The organism is Streptomyces sp. 7N604 (genome assembly GCF_052245475.1).
In the GTDB taxonomy this organism is placed as follows: domain Bacteria; phylum Actinomycetota; class Actinomycetes; order Streptomycetales; family Streptomycetaceae; genus Streptomyces.
Genome location: NZ_JBQQBX010000016.1, coordinates 16274 through 31995, shown reverse-complemented (window position 1 = coordinate 31995; position 15722 = coordinate 16274). Strand labels below are relative to the sequence as shown.

Here is a 15722-nt window from a genome sequence, read left to right as displayed (position 1 = left end):
CCCCGTCCACCGACCCACCCGCGCGGGCGGCTAGGTTCCGTACGCCCGGAAACAGCCCGATGCCTGCCCGAACCCACAGCTCGACACACCCCTAACCCGACACAGCGGTACGGAGATTCTCATGCCGATCCAGGGACGACACGGCATACGCGTGACCATCGCGGTCGCCGCAGCGGGGACACTCCTCGCGGCGTGCGCCGGAGCCGGCGGCAACGGCTCATCCGGCGACGACACCCTCAATGTGCTCATGGTGAACAACCCGCAGATGGTCGAGCTGCAGAAGCTCACCGCGGACCACTTCACGAAGAAGACGGGCATCAAGGTCCGCTTCACGGTGCTGCCGGAGAACGACGTCCGCGACAAGATCAGTCAGGACTTCTCCAACCAGGCCGGCCAGTACGACGTGGCCACCATCAGCAACTTCGAAGTCCCCTTCTACGCCAAGAACCAGTGGCTCCACCCCCTGGACGGCTACATCAAGGACGACAAGGCCTTCGACCAGGACGACATCCTGCCGCCCGTGCGGGAGTCGCTGACCGCTGACGACGGAAAGGTCTACGGCCAGCCCTTCTACGGCGAGTCGTCCTTCCTCATGTACCGCAAGGACGTTTTCGCGAAGAAGGGGCTGAAGGTGTCCGAGAAGCCCACCTGGCAGCAGGTGGCCGCTCTCGCGGCGAAGGCCGACGGCGCCGAGCCGGGGATGAAGGGCATCTGCCTGCGCGGCCAGCCCGGTTGGGGCGAGGTGATCGCACCGCTCACCACGGTCGTCAACACCTACGGCGGCACCTGGTTCACCAAGGACTGGCAGGCGAAGCTCACTTCGCCGGAGTTCACCAAGGCGACGAAGTTCTATGTCGACCTGGTGCGCAAGCACGGTGAGGCGGGCGCGGCCCAGGCCGGGTACGCCGAGTGCCTGAACAACCTCACCCAGGGCAAGGTCGCCATGTGGTACGACGCCACGGCCGCCGCCGGCTCCCTCGAAGCCGCGGACTCCCCGGTGAAGGGCAAGATCGGCTACGTCCAGGCCCCGGTGGAGAAGACCGACAGCTCCGGCTGGCTCTACACCTGGGCATGGGGCCTGCAGAAGGCGTCCAAGAACCCGGACAACGCCTGGAAGTTCATCTCCTGGGCCTCGAGCAAGGAGTACGAGTCCCTGGTCGGCAAGGAGATCGGCTGGGCCAACGTACCCGCGGGCAAGCGCGCCTCCACGTACGCCAACCCCGAGTACAAGAAGGCCGCAGGCGCCTTCGAGGCGGTCACCCAGCAGGCCATCTCCAGTGCCGACCCGCGCGACCCCGGCACCCAGCCCCGGCCGACCATCGGCATCCAGTTCGTCGACATTCCGGAGTTCACCGACCTCGGCACCAAGGTCTCCCAGGAGATCAGCGCGGCCATCGCGGGCCGCCAGTCCGTCGAGGATGCCCTGAAGAAGTCCCAGAAGCTGGCCGAGAAGGTCGGCGAGGAGTACCGGAACCGATGAGCACCACACTCCACGTCCGCAGGTCCGGCACCGGGCCGCCGGACCTGGCCGCCGCCGGCCGGCCGAAGTCCCGGAAGTTCCGGGCCTGGGCCACCCGGGCGCCGCTCCTCCCGGCCCTGGTGTTCCTGATCGCGGTCACCCAACTGCCCTTCGTGGCGACGCTGGTGATCTCGTTCTTCGACTGGAACTCCCTGGCCCCGGACGCCCGCCACTTCACGGGCCTGGCCAACTACACGACCGTGGCGACCGACCCGGATCTGCGGAACTCGGTCCTGACGACCGCTGCGCTCACCACCACCGTGGTCGTCGTGAGCGTGGTCCTCGGACTGCTCCTGGCCCTGCTGCTGGACCGTACGTTCTTCGGCAGGGGCGCGGTGCGCACGCTGCTCATCGCCCCCTTCCTGCTCGTGCCCGTCGCCGCCGCCCTGCTGTGGAAGCACGCGCTCTACAACCCCGAGTACGGGCTGCTGAACGGCGTCCTGAACTGGCTGGGTCTCGGTCAGAGGGACTGGATCTCGGAGATGCCGCTGCTCGCGGTGGAGGCGTCCCTGGTCTGGCAGTGGACGCCGTTCATGATGCTGATCCTGCTCGCCGGGCTGCAGAGCCGCCCGCAGGACATGGTGGAAGCGGCCCGCCTCGACGGCGCCGGCAACTGGCAGATCTTCCGCTATCTGACCCTGCCGCACCTGCGCCGCTACCTCGAACTCGGCGTGCTGCTCGGCTCGGTCTACATCGTGCAGAACTTCGACGCGGTCTTCACGATCACCTCCGGAGGCCTGGGCACCGCCAACCTCCCGTACACCATCTACCAGACCTTCTACCAGGCCCACGAGTACGGTCTGGCCTCCGCCGCCGGAGTCGTCGTCGTGATCGGCACGATCGTGATCGCGACCTTCGCGCTGCGAGTGGTCTCCTCCCTCTTCCGCGAGGAGGTGTCCCGCGCATGAGCTCGCTGACCGTAACCCGCCCCCGCCCCGCCGCCCTTCCCCTCGCGGCCCGGCGGGCCCGCCGCCGCTCCGCTGCGCTGGGCCTGCTGGCCTGGCTGGTCGGCATCGCGTTCTGCCTGCCGGTGCTGTGGATGGTGCTGACCTCGCTGCACTCGGAGGCCGACGCGGCGACTAACCCGCCGTCGCTGGCGGCCTCGCTCACCCTGGACGGCTACCGGGAGTTCTTCGGCGCGGGGGGCGGGGCGAGCCCCTGGCCCTCGCTGATCAACTCGGTCACGGCGAGCGTCTTCTCCACGCTGTTCGTGCTCCTGCTGGCCCTTCCCGCGGCGTACGCGCTGTCCATCCGTCGCGTACGCAAGTGGACGGACGTGCTGTTCTTCTTCCTGTCCACCAAGATGCTGCCGGTCGTGGCCGGACTGCTGCCGGTCTATCTGTTCGCCAAGAACACCGGCCTGCTCGACAACGTCTGGCTGCTCGTCATCCTCTACACCTCGATGAACCTCCCGATCGCGGTGTGGATGATGCAGTCCTTCCTCGCCGATGTGCCCGTCTCCATCATCGAGGCCGCCCAGATGGACGGGGCCCGGCTGCCCACCGTCCTCGCCCGGGTCGTCGCCCCCGTCGCCGGACCCGGCATCGCCGCCACCGCGCTGATCTGCTTCATCTTCAGCTGGAACGAGATGCTGTTCGCCCGGGTCCTCACCGGGGTCACCGCGCAGACCGCCCCGGTGTTCCTGACCAGCTTCGTCACCAGCCAGGGCCTGTTCCTCGCCCAGCTGTGCGCCGCGTCGGTCGCCATCTCCCTGCCGGTGCTCGCCGCCGGTTTCGCCGCCCAGGACAAACTGGTCCAGGGCCTGTCGCTAGGAGCCGTCAAATGAGGGCCGCGCTCATCGAAGCCCCCGGCAAAGTCACCGTCACCACCGTGCCCGACCCGGCACCCGGGCCGCGGGAGGTCGTCGTGGACGTCGCCGCCTGCGGGCTGTGCGGCACCGATCTGCACATTCTGCAGGGCGAGTTCGCCCCCACCCTGCCGGTCGTTCCCGGGCACGAGTTCGCCGGCGAGATCGTGGGCGTGGGCAGCGAGGTCACCGAGCTGTCGGTCGGCGACCGGGTCGCGGTGGACCCGTCCCTGTACTGCCACGAGTGCCGCTACTGCCGTACCGGGCACAACAACCTCTGCGACCGCTGGGCCGCGATCGGTGTGACCGTGGCGGGGGGCGCGGCGGAGTACGCGATCGCACCCGCGGCCAACTGCGTCCGGCTGCCCGACCATGTGGACGTACGGGACGCGGCGCTGATCGAGCCGCTGTCGTGCGCGGTCCGCGGCTACGACGTACTGGGCTCGCGGCTCGGCGCCGAGGTGCTGATCTACGGCTCAGGGACCATGGGCCTGATGATGCTGGAGCTGGCCAAGCGCACCGGCGCCACCGCGGTGGACGTCGTCGACATCAACCCCGAACGGCTCGCCACGGCACAGAAGCTGGGCTGCTCGCGGGTCGCCGCGTCGGCCGACGAGCTGGAACGGCCGCGCGGCTGGGACGTGGTCATCGACGCCACCGGCAACGCGGCGGCCATCCAGGACGGCCTCGGCCGGGTGGCCAAGGCGGGAACGTTCCTTCAGTTCGGCGTCTCGGACTACGCCACGAAAGCCACCATCGAGCCGTACAAGATCTACAACCAGGAGATCACCATCACCGGCTCCATGGCCGTCCTGCACAGCTACGAGCGCGCCGCCGAGCTGTTCGCGGCCGGAGTCCTCGACCCGCAGATCTTCATCAGCGACCGGCTGCCACTGGAGCAGTACCCGCAGGCGCTCGACCAGTTCAAGGCGGGCCAGGGACGCAAGATCGTGGTGCAGCCGTGACCGCTCCCGCCGCCCCCGTCCTGGTGATGGGCGAAGCCCTGGTGGACCTGGTCCCCGAGGACACGGCCGGCCGGACCGGCTACGTCGCGCATCCGGGCGGGGCACCGGCCAACCTGGCCGCCGGACTCGCCCGGCTCGGCGTACGGGTCGGCTTCGCCGGCGGTCTCGGCCGGGACGCCTTCGGGGCCGCGATCGAACGCCGGCTCACCGCCGCCGGAGTGGACCTCGGCCTGTGCTCACGCTCCGACCGGCCCACGGCCCTGGCGGTCGCCGGCCCTCCCCCCGGGGGTGCCTCCAGGGCCGTTAGTCCCAGGGGGACTACCGCAGGAGGTGCGCCCAGCGAGGACAGCACGGCGTACGACTTCCACTTCGCCGACACGGCCACCTTCCGGATCGCCCCGCAGACGCGCGGACTTGACGGCTTCGGGGCCGTCTGCGTCGGTGGCCTGTCGGCCGTGGTAGCCCCTGCGGCCGGTGCCGTCGCCGAGACGGCGGCGGCCGCCGCAAGCCGGACGCTGCTGGCCGTCGACCCCAACGTCCGCACCCTTCCGGCGCTCGACCAGCACGACTGCCGGGAACGGCTCACCGCCCTCTGCGAGCAGGCCCACATCGTCAAGGCCAGTGACGAGGACGTACGACAGCTGTGGCCGGGCGAGACCGCCGAGTTCACGTGCCGGAGGCTGGCGGCCGGGGGACGTCTCGTCGTCCTCACCCGCGGGGCGGCGGGCAGCACCGCCTTCACGCCGCGCGGCGACCGGATCGACGTACCGGCGACCCCGGTGCCGGTCGTCAACACGATCGGAGCGGGAGACGCCTTCACCGCGGGCGTCCTGACCTGGCTCGCCCGCGCCGGGCTGCTCCGCCCAGGCGGCCCCGCCGACATAACCGCAGATCAGGCGCGGGACATGCTGGCGCTGGGCGCGGAGGTGGCCGCTTCGGTGTGCGCACAGGCGGGCTCGGAACCGGCGGGGCTCGGGCTCGTCACCACCGGATCGGGCTAACGCGGGAGGCGGGGCACAACTTCCGTGCGGGCAGTGCGCAGATCCCCTGCACATCACACGCAGGGATCTTCCTTCCGCACGATAACTGCCCAATGAGGAAAGAGTTTCCCGCCATGCCGCGAATTGCCCAGGCCGCTGTGCTGACCATCGCCGCCGGTGCCGTCGTCTCCGGTGCCGCCGGAATCGCCGTCGCCGACTCCGGCGCGCAGGGCGCAGCTGCCCACTCCCCCGGCATCGCTTCGGGCAACGTCGTCCAGGCGCCGGTCCACGTGCCGGTCAACGTCTGCGGGAACACCATCAGCGTGGTCGGCCTGCTGAACCCGACGTTCGGCAAGCCCTGCACCAACGCGTGACGTCCCGTGTGAGCCCCGCGAGGCTCGAGCCGGGCCCCCAAGTACCGATCAGGTCCCGCCCGCGCTCAGGCCCGGCTCGCGTCCGGCAGGTCGGACGGGCGGATGCGGTACACGTTGAGCCGCATGTCGTAGTACTTCGACGTCTCCCCGACCCACTCCATGCCCATTCTGCGCGCCGTGGCCGCGGCCCTGTGGTTGTTCGGGCGGGCGACGGCGAAGAGTTCGTCGGCGCCCTGCCGGAACGCCCAGCGGGCGAGCGCGATCCCGGCCTCCGTCGCGTAGCCGTTCCCCCAGGCGTCGGGGCTGAGCTGCCAGCCGATCTCCAGGTCCTCCTCGTACGGCGGCAGCATCCGGATGACGAGACCGCCCACCACCCGGCCGTCCTCGAGCCGCTCGATGGCCCATCTGCCGGACGGGACAACCAGGTTGTGCTGGGACTCCTCCCACGCCTGGAGTACGGCCCGCATCGCATCGAGGTCCCCCACGCGGTGCATGGCGGGCGTCAGCCAGTGCGCCACTTCCTCGGCGCCGTAGATCCTTAGCGCCGCCTCGGCGTCGGAGACGGCCCAGTCGCGCACCAGAAGGCGTTCCGTACGCAGGGGCGATTGCATGCTCCTCACGCTAACGGGGCTCCGGCGGGGCGGCCTGTCGGCAGCGAGAAGAACCCGTCATGAGGGTCGGCCCCGCTCACTCCTGCGGTCGGTCCGCCGCTCGCTCCGGGGAGTCCTTATGGGGCGAGGTCACCGTGAAGAGCCCGCCGTGCGGGTCGCGCAGGGTCGCCGCGCGCCCGACTCGGGAGTCGCTCGGCTGCCCCGCGACCGTGCCGCCGGCCTTGACCGCCGCGTCGGCCGCCGCGTCGACGTCGTCCACGACGAAGAAGACGTGCCAGCGGGGCCGTACCTGCGGGTCGGGGTCCGCTTCGACGGCGCCGCCGCGCAGATGCGCCACCGTGTGGCCGCCGACCCGGACCATCACCGCGTCGTGCTCGTACTCGACCTCGGGGGCGCCCGGCTTGTCCGAGGCCCAGTCGAAGACCTGGCCGTAGAAGATGGCCGCCGCGAAGGCGTCGCGGGTGCGGAGTTCCAGCCAGGCCGGGGCCGCGCCGCGGCCGACCTGCCAGCCCGGGACGCCCCAGCCCTCCCAGAAGCCGAAGACCGCACCGGCCGGGTCGGCGGCCAGGGCCGCCCGGCCCTTCCCTATGCTGATCGGCCCGACCGCGACCGTGGCGCCGCGCTCCCGGATCCGGGCGGCCGTGACGTCAGCGCTCTCGACGGCGAAGTACGCGGTCCAGGAGACCGGGACGCCCATGGTGTGCGCGAGCGCTCCCATGCCCGCGACGGGCGCCTCGTCGGCGAGCGCCACTGAGAAGTCCGGTCCCAGGGACGTGGCCCGGAACGTCCACCCGAGCACCGCGCCATAGAAGGTCTGCGCGGCCTCCAGGTCGCGCGTCATCAAACTCACCCAGCACGGCGCGCCGTGCACCGGTGGCATTGAGGCCGGCATGTTCGCCACTGTGCCACCCCCGGCACGGCTCCGCCCGCCGACGGACCACCGGATGCCCCGGCCGCGGTGTTCCTCCCGCTTCCACATGGGATACATGGGAACTGTGCCAGGAGTCGCGCAGTATGCCGCCGACCGCGCCCGGCGGGGCTGGGAGCGCAGGGACGACCCGATCGTCGTCCAGACGGTGCGCTGCACCGTGGGCGCGACTCTCGCCTACGCGGCCGCGGACTGGCTCATCAGCGGCGGCCCGCCGCCCCTGCTGGCGCCGCTGACCGCGCTGCTGGTCGTCCAGGTCAGCCTGTACGCGACGCTGACCACCGGATTCCGGCGGGTCAACAGCGTGGTGGCGGGCGTGCTGGTCGCCTCGGCCTTCAGCGCCGTGGTGGGGCTGAGCTGGTGGAGCCTGGGGCTGCTGATCTTCTCCTCGCTGGTCATCGGCCACATCGTGCGCGTCGACGAGTTCGTGCCCGAGGTGGCGATCAGCGCCATGCTCGTGCTGGGCGTCAGCCACGTGGCGGCCATGGCGTGGAGCAGGGTGGCCGAGACGCTGATCGGCGCGGCGGCCGGCATTCTGCTGAACGCGCTGGTCGCTCCGCCCGTGTACGTGGAGCCAGCGGGCCAGGCCATCGCCGACCTGGCCCGGCGGATGCGGGCGCTGCTGATGCGGATGAGCCGGGAGCTGGAACTGGGCGCGAGCCGGGACGACGCGGTGCGCTGGCTCCACGAGGCGCGCCACCTCGACAACCAGATCACCGGCGTCGACGCCGAGCTGAACCGCGCCGACGAGAGCATGCGCTTCAACCCGCGGGTGCGCGAAGGCCTGCTCACCCGGCTCGTCCTGCGCAGCGGACTCGACACGCTGGAGATCTGCGCCGTAGTGCTGCGTACCCTCTCCAGGTCGCTCGCCGACCTGTCCCACCAGCGGCGTTCCGATCCGGTCTACGAGGGCGAGGTGGCCGGGGCCCTGAGCGAGCTGTTCACGCACATCGCCGACGCCGTGGACAGCTTCGGCCGCCTGATCACCGCCCAGGTCAGCTCCAACGCCGAGGTGGCCGAGGAGCAGCTGGCCCAGGCGCTGGCCGACGGGCGGGCCGACCGGCAAAGGATCGCGGATCTGCTGCGGCTGGAGACCGAGCGGCAGCCCGACCGGTGGGAGCTGCACGGGGCGCTGCTGGCCAACGTCGACCGGCTCCTGAACGAGCTGGACGTCGAGCGGCGCTCCCAGTGGCTGGCCGAGGAGCTGGACCGCCACCGGCAGGAGCCGGGAAGGCCCTCCCCGGTGTACCGGCTGCGCCGCGCGGCCCGCCGGGCGCGCCGGAGAGTGCGGCGCGGCCGCTCGGCGGCTGATCACCCCTACGGCAGCCGCAGCGCGTAGGACTCGCCGGGCGCGACGGTGAGCGACCGGCCGGCCAGCACCACGCGGATGGGCGGCTCCGAGGAGGGCGGGACCTTGATCCGCAGGCGGCCGTGGCGCAGCCGCAGGTCCACGCCCCAGTGCCCGCGGTAGCGCAGCGAGAATCCGTACTCGGACAGCTCGGGGAGCGGCACCGGGTCGAGCCAGAGCGCGTCGTCGCGGGTCTCGAGGCCGGTCAGGCCGCGCTGCACCAGGTCGAGGGTGCCTGCCATGGCGCCGAGGTGGATGCCCTCTCCGGTGGTGCCGCCCTGCAGGTCGGCGACGTCCCCTTCGAGGGCCTCCCGGCAGAAGCTCCACGCTTCGGCGCGCCGGACCCGGGCGAGCACCCAGCCGTGGACGAGGCCGCTGAGAGTGGAGCCGTGGCAGGTGCGGTGCAGGTAGTAGTCGACGGTCCGGTGCCAGAGCTCGTCGCTGAACTCGTAGCCGAGCCGCCGGAACAGGTCCGAGAGCTCGGCGGGCGAGAACAGGTAGCCGAGCATGAGGACGTCGGCCTGCTTGGATGCCTGGTAGCGGTTGACCGTGTCGTCCTCGGCCTCCAGGATCCGGTCGAGCCGGCGGATGTCTCCGTACCGCTGGCGGTAGCCCTCCCAGTCGAGTTCCTCCAGGTCGCCGAAGCCCTCGAACTGGCTGATGACGCCGCGGTGGAAGGGCACGCGCAGCCGCCGCGAGACGTCCTCCCAGCGCTCGGGCTCGCCTTCGGCCACCCCGATGTGCTCGAACAGCTCCCTGCGCCGCGGCTCGGGCAGATCGCGTACGAGGTCGATGGCGCGGCCGAGCACCCAGGCGGCGGTGACGTTGGTGTACGCGTTGTCGTCCAGGCCGGGCTGTTCGGCGTCCGGGTAGCCGTCGTGGTACTCGTCAGGGCCGACGACGCCGCGGATCCGGTAGCGGTCGAGCCCGGGGTCGTAGGCGGCGCTGTCGGCCCAGAAGCGGGCGATCTGCAGCAGCATCTCCGCGCCGTTGGTCTGCAGGAACTCGGTGTCGCCCGTGGCCTCGCAGTACCGCCACACGTTGTAGGCGATCGCCGAACCGACGTGATACTGCAGCCGGGAGTAGTCCGGCAGCCAGCGGCCGGAGCGGGGGTTGAGGTGCAGCTGCTGGGTCTCCTCGCGGCCGTCGCTGCCGCTCTGCCACGGATACATCGCCCCGGCCCTGTCCACCTCGGCGGCCATCCGGCAGGCCTGCGGAAGCCGGCGGTGCCGGTAGTTCAGCAGCGCGCGGGAGACGCCGGGGAAGTGCAGGTTCAGATACGGCAGCACGAACAGCTCGTCCCAGAAGACATGGCCGCGGTACGACTCGCCGTGCAGCCCGCGCGCCGGAACGCCCACATCCAGGTCCGCGGTGTGCGGCGAGAGCGTCTGCAGTACGTGGAAAAGATGCAGCCGCAGGATGGTGCCCGCCTCACCCGGCACGTCCAACTCCGCACGCCTCCACAGCTGTTCCCACACGGAGCGCTGGGAGTCGAGGAGGCCGGCGAAGCCGGGGGCGGTCACGACGTCGCCCACGGCGGCGTCGAGCGGGTCGCTGATCGCCGGGTCATGGGAGGTGTGCAGGGCGACGATCTTGTCGACGGTGGCCGGGGCGCCGGGCGAGACCGGTACGTGCAGCAGATGGGCGACCCGCAGCTGGGCGATGTGCAGGCGGGAGACCGCGGGGGCCGCTCCGGTGACGGTGGTGCGCGCGGCCATGCCGATCCTGATGTCGGAGGTGGTGGTGCGGCAGCGCAGCCAGACCGTGTCGGGCTCCATCGCCCCGGCGTGTACGTGCGTCAGATGGTTTCCGGCCAGGTCCTGGTAGCGGTGCACGCCCGCGTTGGTCACCTCGGCGTCGATGGCCGACTCCAGCTCGATCTCGCCCGACCATCCCTCGGGGGTGAACTCGGTGCGCAGCGCCGCCAGGTGCGGATCGCCCATGTGGACGAGGCGGCACTGGTCGACGCGCAGCCGGCGGCCGTCGGCGTCCTCGTACCGGATGCGGCGGGTGAGGTTGCCGCCCTGTATGTCGAGGATCAGCCGGTGGTCGAGGAGCTCGTCGGCGTCCGGCGAGAACCAGGCGCCGGAGCCGTCGGTGCGGACGCGGAAGCGCAGCGGCAGCCAGTTCGGCAGGTTGACCATGTCCTCGTTCTCGACCTGCCGCCCCGCCACCATGGAGACCAGGCGGTTGTAGCAGCCCGCGGCGTACGTCCCGGGGTAGTGCACGTCGTCGGCGATGCTCTCCGGGGCGGCGCCGCGGGTGGCGAAGTAGCCGTTCCCGAGGGTCAGCAGGGACTCCCGCAGACGCTCCTCAGCGGGAACGTATCCGGTGTACTCCCAGGTCCACTCGGGCATCGTCCCTCCCGCGGAGCAGCTTCGCGGAGCCTCTCCCCTCCACTGCACCACGGGAGGGCGGCACCGGGCCACCGGCGGCGAGGTGGCGCGTTGTGGTGGCAGCGTTTCGGTGGCGCGGGATCGTCTCCAGGCCCTGTCGGGAGCGCAGAGCAGCCTGCGCGCGTTGTCGCCCAGCGCCGCGAGGCCGGCTCCCGCGCCCGCCGCTCCACGGCGACGAACAGTGCCAGCAGCGCCGGCAGCGTTACCCCCGCGAGGAGCGGGCCGAGGACCTCCGCCGATGTCCAGCCCGAGGTGCTGTCCCGGTCGGTGGCGAGCATGATGCACGTCAGCCGGGCGGCGACGGTGACGATGCCGGGGACGTCCACGCCCTGCCTTGCCGGCCGCAGCGATGCCCCCGCAGCCGGCGCGGGAAGGCGGACGGGGAGTGGGCTCCCGGAAGGGGGGCCTGCCCCGAGCGGCTGCGTCGCGCCGGGATCGCGCGACCTTGGAAATGCGGGCGGGTGGGAAGTCCCGGCCGGAGGGCGGGAAGTGGGCCGCGGAGGCGGGAGGTTGAAGCAACTCGGGTCGGGCCGCAGGGTTTTCGGGGCACGGGGGTTGTTCTTGGGTGGGTGGGATGGTTCAGTGGCTCAGCCACTGGGCCACTGAACCGACAGGAGGGGGCGAGTCGTGGAAACGCTGCCGCGCGAGACGATCGTCGACGTACTGGAGAGCCGGCTGCGCGAGGACATCCTCTCCGGGCGCCATCCCACCGGCAGCTATCTGCCGCCCGAGCGGCAGCTGGCCGAGGGGTACGGGGTCACCCGTACCACCCTCAAGCACGCCTTCGGCCGCCTCGTGCAGGCCGGGCTGCTCGAAACCCGGCACGGCGTCGGCACGCGCGTGCGCGACTTCGCACGGCTCGGCGGCGCCGATCTGCTGCCGATGCTCGTGCGGCACAGCCCCGACTGGCTCGGCGAGATCTTCGAAGTGCGGCGCAGCATCGGCGCGTTGATCGCCGAGCGAGCCGCGCTGAAGGCCACCCGCAAGCAGCGCGCCGAGCTGCGCGAACTGCTGGCGGCCGTCGGGGACGCCGAGGGCGTGGACGCGGTGCAGCTCGCCGACGTCGAGGTGCACCGCGCGCTGGCCCGCGCGACCGGCAACCGGGTCTACAGCCTGCTGACGAACACGCTGTTCAACGCGTATCTGCCGCTGCGTTCGCACCTCGTAGGACCGTTCCTGGACGCCGCCGCGGCCCACGCCCGCCTCGAGCCGGTCGTCGCGGCGGTCTCCGCGGGCGACGGCCCGGCCGCCCGGGCGGCGGCGGACGCATACCTCGCCGCGACCGAGCGGATCATGCTCAAGGGTCTGGGGATCGCCTGATGGCCCGCCGCGGGACCGCGTTCGCGGAGACGATGCTGGGCTCGGTGCGGTTCACCGGGGAGGGCGAACGGCGGGCGGTACGGCTGGATCTGGCCGTGCGGGCGGACGAGGTGCTGCGCCCGATGCGTACGACCGAGGGGCGGCTGACCGGGCGAATACGGGTCGCCGGCTGGGCCGATGATCCATGCGCCGAGGGCGAGTTGGAGATCTCGCCGCTCGCCAGGCGCCGGATCCGCTACCGGCTGCGCTTCACCGCGGACGGCCGCCGGTACGCCCTCGACGGCTGGAAGTCCGTGTCCGCGCGGCGGCCTCTGACATCCATGACCGTGCTGCCCTTCACGCTGCTCGAGGACGGCGCCCCGGCCGGGCACGGCACCCTCCGCTTTCCGCTCGCCACCGGGCTGCTGCCGTTCCTTGCGAGCTTCCGCTTCCCCCGGCATGACAGCGCGGACCGTCACCTGGCCCCGCGCTGGGACGGCAGGCCGGGCCGTACCGAGGTCTGGTACACCACCCTCACCGACCCCGCGACCGGCACCGGCCTGTGGCTGCACCACGAACTGACCGCGCCCAGCGACGGATCGGCGGCGTACGCGCACGGCTGGGTGGCGCTCTTCCCGCCCGGTGGGCCGGTGCGGCACGCCCGCTTCGGGCCCGCGCCCTGGCGGCCGGGGCCGTCCGGCTTCGCCGCCGACGGGATCGAGGCCGGGCCGGGACGGCTGCGCGGCGAGGCGGGAAAGTTCCGCTGGGATCTCGCCGAACAGCCCGAGGACCGGCCGCTGTACACCTTCCCGCGCTGGTCCTGGCGGCGCGAGCTGCTGCCCGCCGCGCAGATCGTGCCCGCGCCCCGTGCTTCGTACGCAGGCACCGTCGCGTACGAGGGCGGCGAACTGCGCCTCGCGGGCGCGCCGGGGGCGACCGCGCGGATCTACGGGCACGGCAACGCGCGCCGCTGGACCTGGCTGCACGCCGACCTCGGCGGCGGCGACGTCCTCGAAATCGTCACGGCCGTCTCGATGCGCCGGGGGCTCGACAGGCTGCCGCCGCTCGTCTTCCTGCGGCTGCGCAAGGACGGCCGCACCTGGCCGCGCCGTGCGGAGCGCAGCGCGGTCGGCTGGGCGGGAATCGGGCGATTCCGGGCGCGCATCGGACTGCCCGTCTGGACCGTCACCGGGCTGGCCGGGCTGCGCCGCATCCGCGTCACGGTCACCCAGCCCGCGGACCGCACCCTCGCCCTGGACTACACCGACCCGGACGGGAGCACCGCCGTGTGCCGCAACAGCGAGACCGCCGACGCGCACATCCTGCTGGAACGGTGGTGGGGCCGCTGGCGCACGGAAGCGGAGTGGACGCTGGACGGCACCGCTCACGCGGAGGTGGGAGACCGGTGAGCCGGGGGCTGGGCGGCCTGGTCGCCGCGCTGCTCGGCGACGACGGCGGCGCCCCGTGGGTGGGCGCGGTTCCCGGCCGCCTCGACGGGCTGCTCGCGTCGATGGCCTGGCCCGCCCGCGCCGGGGTGCGCGGCGCGGCGGCGGCCGTTGACGCGTACGCCGCCGTGCGCACCGGGCGGCGGCTGCACGGCCTCACACCGGACGAGCGCGAGACCGTACTGGCCTCGCTCGCCGCCAGGCCCGCGCTGCTGCCGCTGCTCGACGCCGTGAAGGTGCCGGTGATGCTCGCCGCGGGGACCGAGCGGATGCTCCATGAGGAGCCGGGAACTCCGCCCCGGCCCACGCGCGCGGTGGACGATCCCCCGCTGGACTGTGTGCCGTCGGCGGAGTGGCCGGACCGGTCGGTCGCCGACGCCGTCGTCATCGGCTCGGGCGCGGGTGGCGCCATGGCGGCCCGTACGCTCGCCCGGTCGGGGATGCGCGTCGTCGTCCTGGAGGAGGGGCGCAGGCACACCACGGCGGACTTCGGGCGGCGGGCGCCGCTGGACCGGTTCGCGGAGCTGTACCGCGACGGCGGCGCGACCGTGGCGCTCGGCAACCCTCCGGTGGTCCTGCCGGTGGGCCGGGCGGTCGGCGGCACGACGGTGGTCAACTCCGGTACGTGCTACCGCACTCCGGACCGCGTCCTGGCCCGCTGGCGCGACGCGTACGGACTCGCCCTCGCCGGCGCGGAGGCCTTCGGGGCCCGCCTGGACGAGGTCGAGCGCACCCTCCGGGTCGCCACCCAGCCGCTCGACGTCCTCGGCCGCAACGGGCGCCTGGCCCTGCGCGGGGCGGAGCGCCTCGGCTGGCAGGCGGGCCCGCTGCGCCGCAACGCGCCCGGCTGCAGGGGCTCGTGCCAGTGCGTCGTCGGGTGCCCCACCGGCGCAAAGCAGAGCGTTCAGCTGTCCGTGCTGCCCGGCGCGTGCGCCGATGGAACCCGGATCGTCACCACCGCGTACGTCCTGCGCATCCTGACGGAACCGGACCGCCCGGGCGGTGCGCGCGCGTGCGGAGTCGCCGTCCGGCGGCCGGACGGCACGGAGTTCGAGATCCTGAGCCCGCTGGTCGTCGTGGCGGCCGGAGCCCTCCAGTCGCCGCCGCTGCTGCGCCGCTCCGGCCTCGGCGGCCATCCGCGGCTCGGCCGCAACCTCGCCGTCCATCCGGCGTGCAGCGTCGCCGGGCGCTTCCCGGAGCCCGTCACGGCGTGGCGCGGAGTGCTGCAGAGCGTCGGCGTGGAGAAGCTGCACGGGGACGGCATCCTCATCGAGGCGACGGCCGGGCCACCGGGCATGGGCTCCTTCGTACTGCCCGGGGTGGGCCGGGCGCTGCGCACGGAGCTGGAGGGCGCGGGCTCCCTCGCCACGCTGGGCGCGATGATCGCCGACCGGCCCTCGGGCCGGGTCCTGGGCACCCGGCGCGGCCTGCCGCGCTACGACCTGGACCGGGGCGACGGGCACCGGCTGCTGCGCGCGATCGGCGCGATGGGCAGGATTCTCTTCGCAGCCGGTGCAGAAGAGGTCCTGACCGGGATTCCGGCAGCTCCACGGGCCCGGTCGGAGACCGAACTCACCGAGCTGCTGAGCGGAGTGACGGCCCGGCAGCTGCACTTGTCCGCGTTCCACCCGACGGGGACGGTCGCCATGGGCGCCGATCCGCAGGCCGCTCCCGCGGGCCCGGACGGCCGGCTGCGCGGCGTGCGCGGCGTCCTGATCGCGGACGGTTCGGCGCTGCCCAGCTGCCCGGAGGTGAACCCGCAGCTCACCATCATGGCCATGGCCCTGTCGGTCTCCGAAGCCGCGGTGCTCCATGGGCCCGGCGACCCGGGCCGTGTCCGGCGGCCTCTTCCCCGCAGTGCCCCATAGGGGCTCCGCCCGCGATCGCCTTTCGGGCTGAGGACGATATGCGGCCCCGCCGCATGGGGCTTCGCCCCTGGCCCCGGGACGGGGGTCTGGGGCGGAGCCCCGGTTCGGGAGGGGAGGGGTCAGGCGGTGGGGAGGCCGTAGACGGCGGTCGCCGTGGCCGAGAAGACGGCCGACCGCTCCGT

The 15722-nt window shown here is 72.6% G+C and carries 13 protein-coding genes; 10 read left to right on the top strand and 3 right to left on the bottom strand.

Going from position 1 to position 15722, the window contains the following annotated elements:
* Positions 1 to 121 precede the first annotated feature (121 nt).
* The 6 genes from ACTWP8_RS18680 to ACTWP8_RS18655 all read left to right on the top strand — a co-directional run bounded on the left by ACTWP8_RS18680 (position 122) and on the right by ACTWP8_RS18655 (position 5645).
* Complete coding sequence (locus ACTWP8_RS18680) at positions 122 to 1480, top strand: ABC transporter substrate-binding protein (protein ID WP_443323274.1); 1359 nt, start codon at positions 122 to 124, stop codon at positions 1478 to 1480.
* Positions 1477 to 2427 (top strand): carbohydrate ABC transporter permease, encoded by a 951-nt coding sequence (locus tag ACTWP8_RS18675; RefSeq protein ID WP_443323273.1) that lies wholly within the window; start codon positions 1477 to 1479, stop codon positions 2425 to 2427. The genes ACTWP8_RS18680 and ACTWP8_RS18675 overlap by 4 nt, the downstream gene beginning before the upstream one ends.
* The gene (locus tag ACTWP8_RS18670) at positions 2424 to 3305 is read left to right on the top strand and encodes a carbohydrate ABC transporter permease (RefSeq protein WP_443323272.1); all 882 of its coding nucleotides are present in this window, start codon (positions 2424 to 2426) and stop codon (positions 3303 to 3305) included. The genes ACTWP8_RS18675 and ACTWP8_RS18670 overlap by 4 nt, the downstream gene beginning before the upstream one ends.
* Positions 3302 to 4291, top strand: coding sequence for a zinc-dependent alcohol dehydrogenase family protein (locus tag ACTWP8_RS18665; RefSeq protein WP_443313826.1), 990 nt, complete (start codon positions 3302 to 3304; stop codon positions 4289 to 4291). The genes ACTWP8_RS18670 and ACTWP8_RS18665 overlap by 4 nt, the downstream gene beginning before the upstream one ends.
* The gene (locus ACTWP8_RS18660; RefSeq protein ID WP_443323271.1) at positions 4288 to 5292 is read left to right on the top strand and encodes a PfkB family carbohydrate kinase; all 1005 of its coding nucleotides are present in this window, start codon (positions 4288 to 4290) and stop codon (positions 5290 to 5292) included. Before ACTWP8_RS18665 ends, ACTWP8_RS18660 begins: the two co-directional genes overlap by 4 nt.
* A 113-nt stretch (positions 5293 to 5405) precedes the next feature.
* The gene (locus tag ACTWP8_RS18655) at positions 5406 to 5645 is read left to right on the top strand and encodes a chaplin (RefSeq protein WP_443323270.1); all 240 of its coding nucleotides are present in this window, start codon (positions 5406 to 5408) and stop codon (positions 5643 to 5645) included.
* A gap of 65 nt (positions 5646 to 5710) precedes the next feature.
* Here ACTWP8_RS18655 and ACTWP8_RS18650 read toward each other — a convergent pair whose 3' ends face one another.
* Both ACTWP8_RS18650 and ACTWP8_RS18645 read right to left on the bottom strand, forming a co-directional pair.
* Complete coding sequence (locus ACTWP8_RS18650) at positions 5711 to 6256, bottom strand: GNAT family N-acetyltransferase (RefSeq protein WP_443323269.1); 546 nt, start codon at positions 6254 to 6256, stop codon at positions 5711 to 5713.
* 76 nt (positions 6257 to 6332) lie between these two features.
* Entirely contained in the window at positions 6333 to 7097 is a 765-nt protein-coding gene (locus ACTWP8_RS18645; RefSeq protein WP_443323268.1) for a VOC family protein, read from the bottom strand.
* A 145-nt stretch (positions 7098 to 7242) separates the two neighbouring features.
* On the opposite strand from ACTWP8_RS18645, the gene ACTWP8_RS18640 reads away from it, so the two are divergent.
* Positions 7243 to 8523 carry an FUSC family protein gene (locus tag ACTWP8_RS18640; RefSeq protein WP_443323267.1) on the top strand — a complete coding sequence of 427 codons (1281 nt, stop codon included), beginning with the start codon at positions 7243 to 7245 and terminating at the stop codon, positions 8521 to 8523.
* On the opposite strand, the gene ACTWP8_RS18635 is transcribed toward ACTWP8_RS18640, so the two are convergent.
* Positions 8502 to 10889 carry a glycoside hydrolase family 65 protein gene (locus ACTWP8_RS18635; protein ID WP_443323266.1) on the bottom strand — a complete coding sequence of 796 codons (2388 nt, stop codon included), beginning with the start codon at positions 10887 to 10889 and terminating at the stop codon, positions 8502 to 8504. The genes ACTWP8_RS18640 and ACTWP8_RS18635 overlap by 22 nt on opposite strands.
* 666 nt (positions 10890 to 11555) lie before the next feature.
* Here ACTWP8_RS18635 and ACTWP8_RS18630 point away from each other — a divergent pair.
* The 3 genes from ACTWP8_RS18630 to ACTWP8_RS18620 are packed head-to-tail and all read left to right on the top strand — an operon-like array spanning position 11556 to position 15540.
* Complete coding sequence (locus ACTWP8_RS18630; RefSeq protein ID WP_443323265.1) at positions 11556 to 12248, top strand: FadR/GntR family transcriptional regulator; 693 nt, start codon at positions 11556 to 11558, stop codon at positions 12246 to 12248.
* Positions 12248 to 13636 carry a hypothetical protein gene (locus ACTWP8_RS18625; protein ID WP_443323264.1) on the top strand — a complete coding sequence of 463 codons (1389 nt, stop codon included), beginning with the start codon at positions 12248 to 12250 and terminating at the stop codon, positions 13634 to 13636. Before ACTWP8_RS18630 ends, ACTWP8_RS18625 begins: the two co-directional genes overlap by 1 nt.
* Positions 13633 to 15540 carry a GMC family oxidoreductase N-terminal domain-containing protein gene (locus tag ACTWP8_RS18620; protein WP_443323263.1) on the top strand — a complete coding sequence of 636 codons (1908 nt, stop codon included), beginning with the start codon at positions 13633 to 13635 and terminating at the stop codon, positions 15538 to 15540. The genes ACTWP8_RS18625 and ACTWP8_RS18620 overlap by 4 nt, the downstream gene beginning before the upstream one ends.
* Positions 15541 to 15722: the final 182 nt, after the last annotated feature.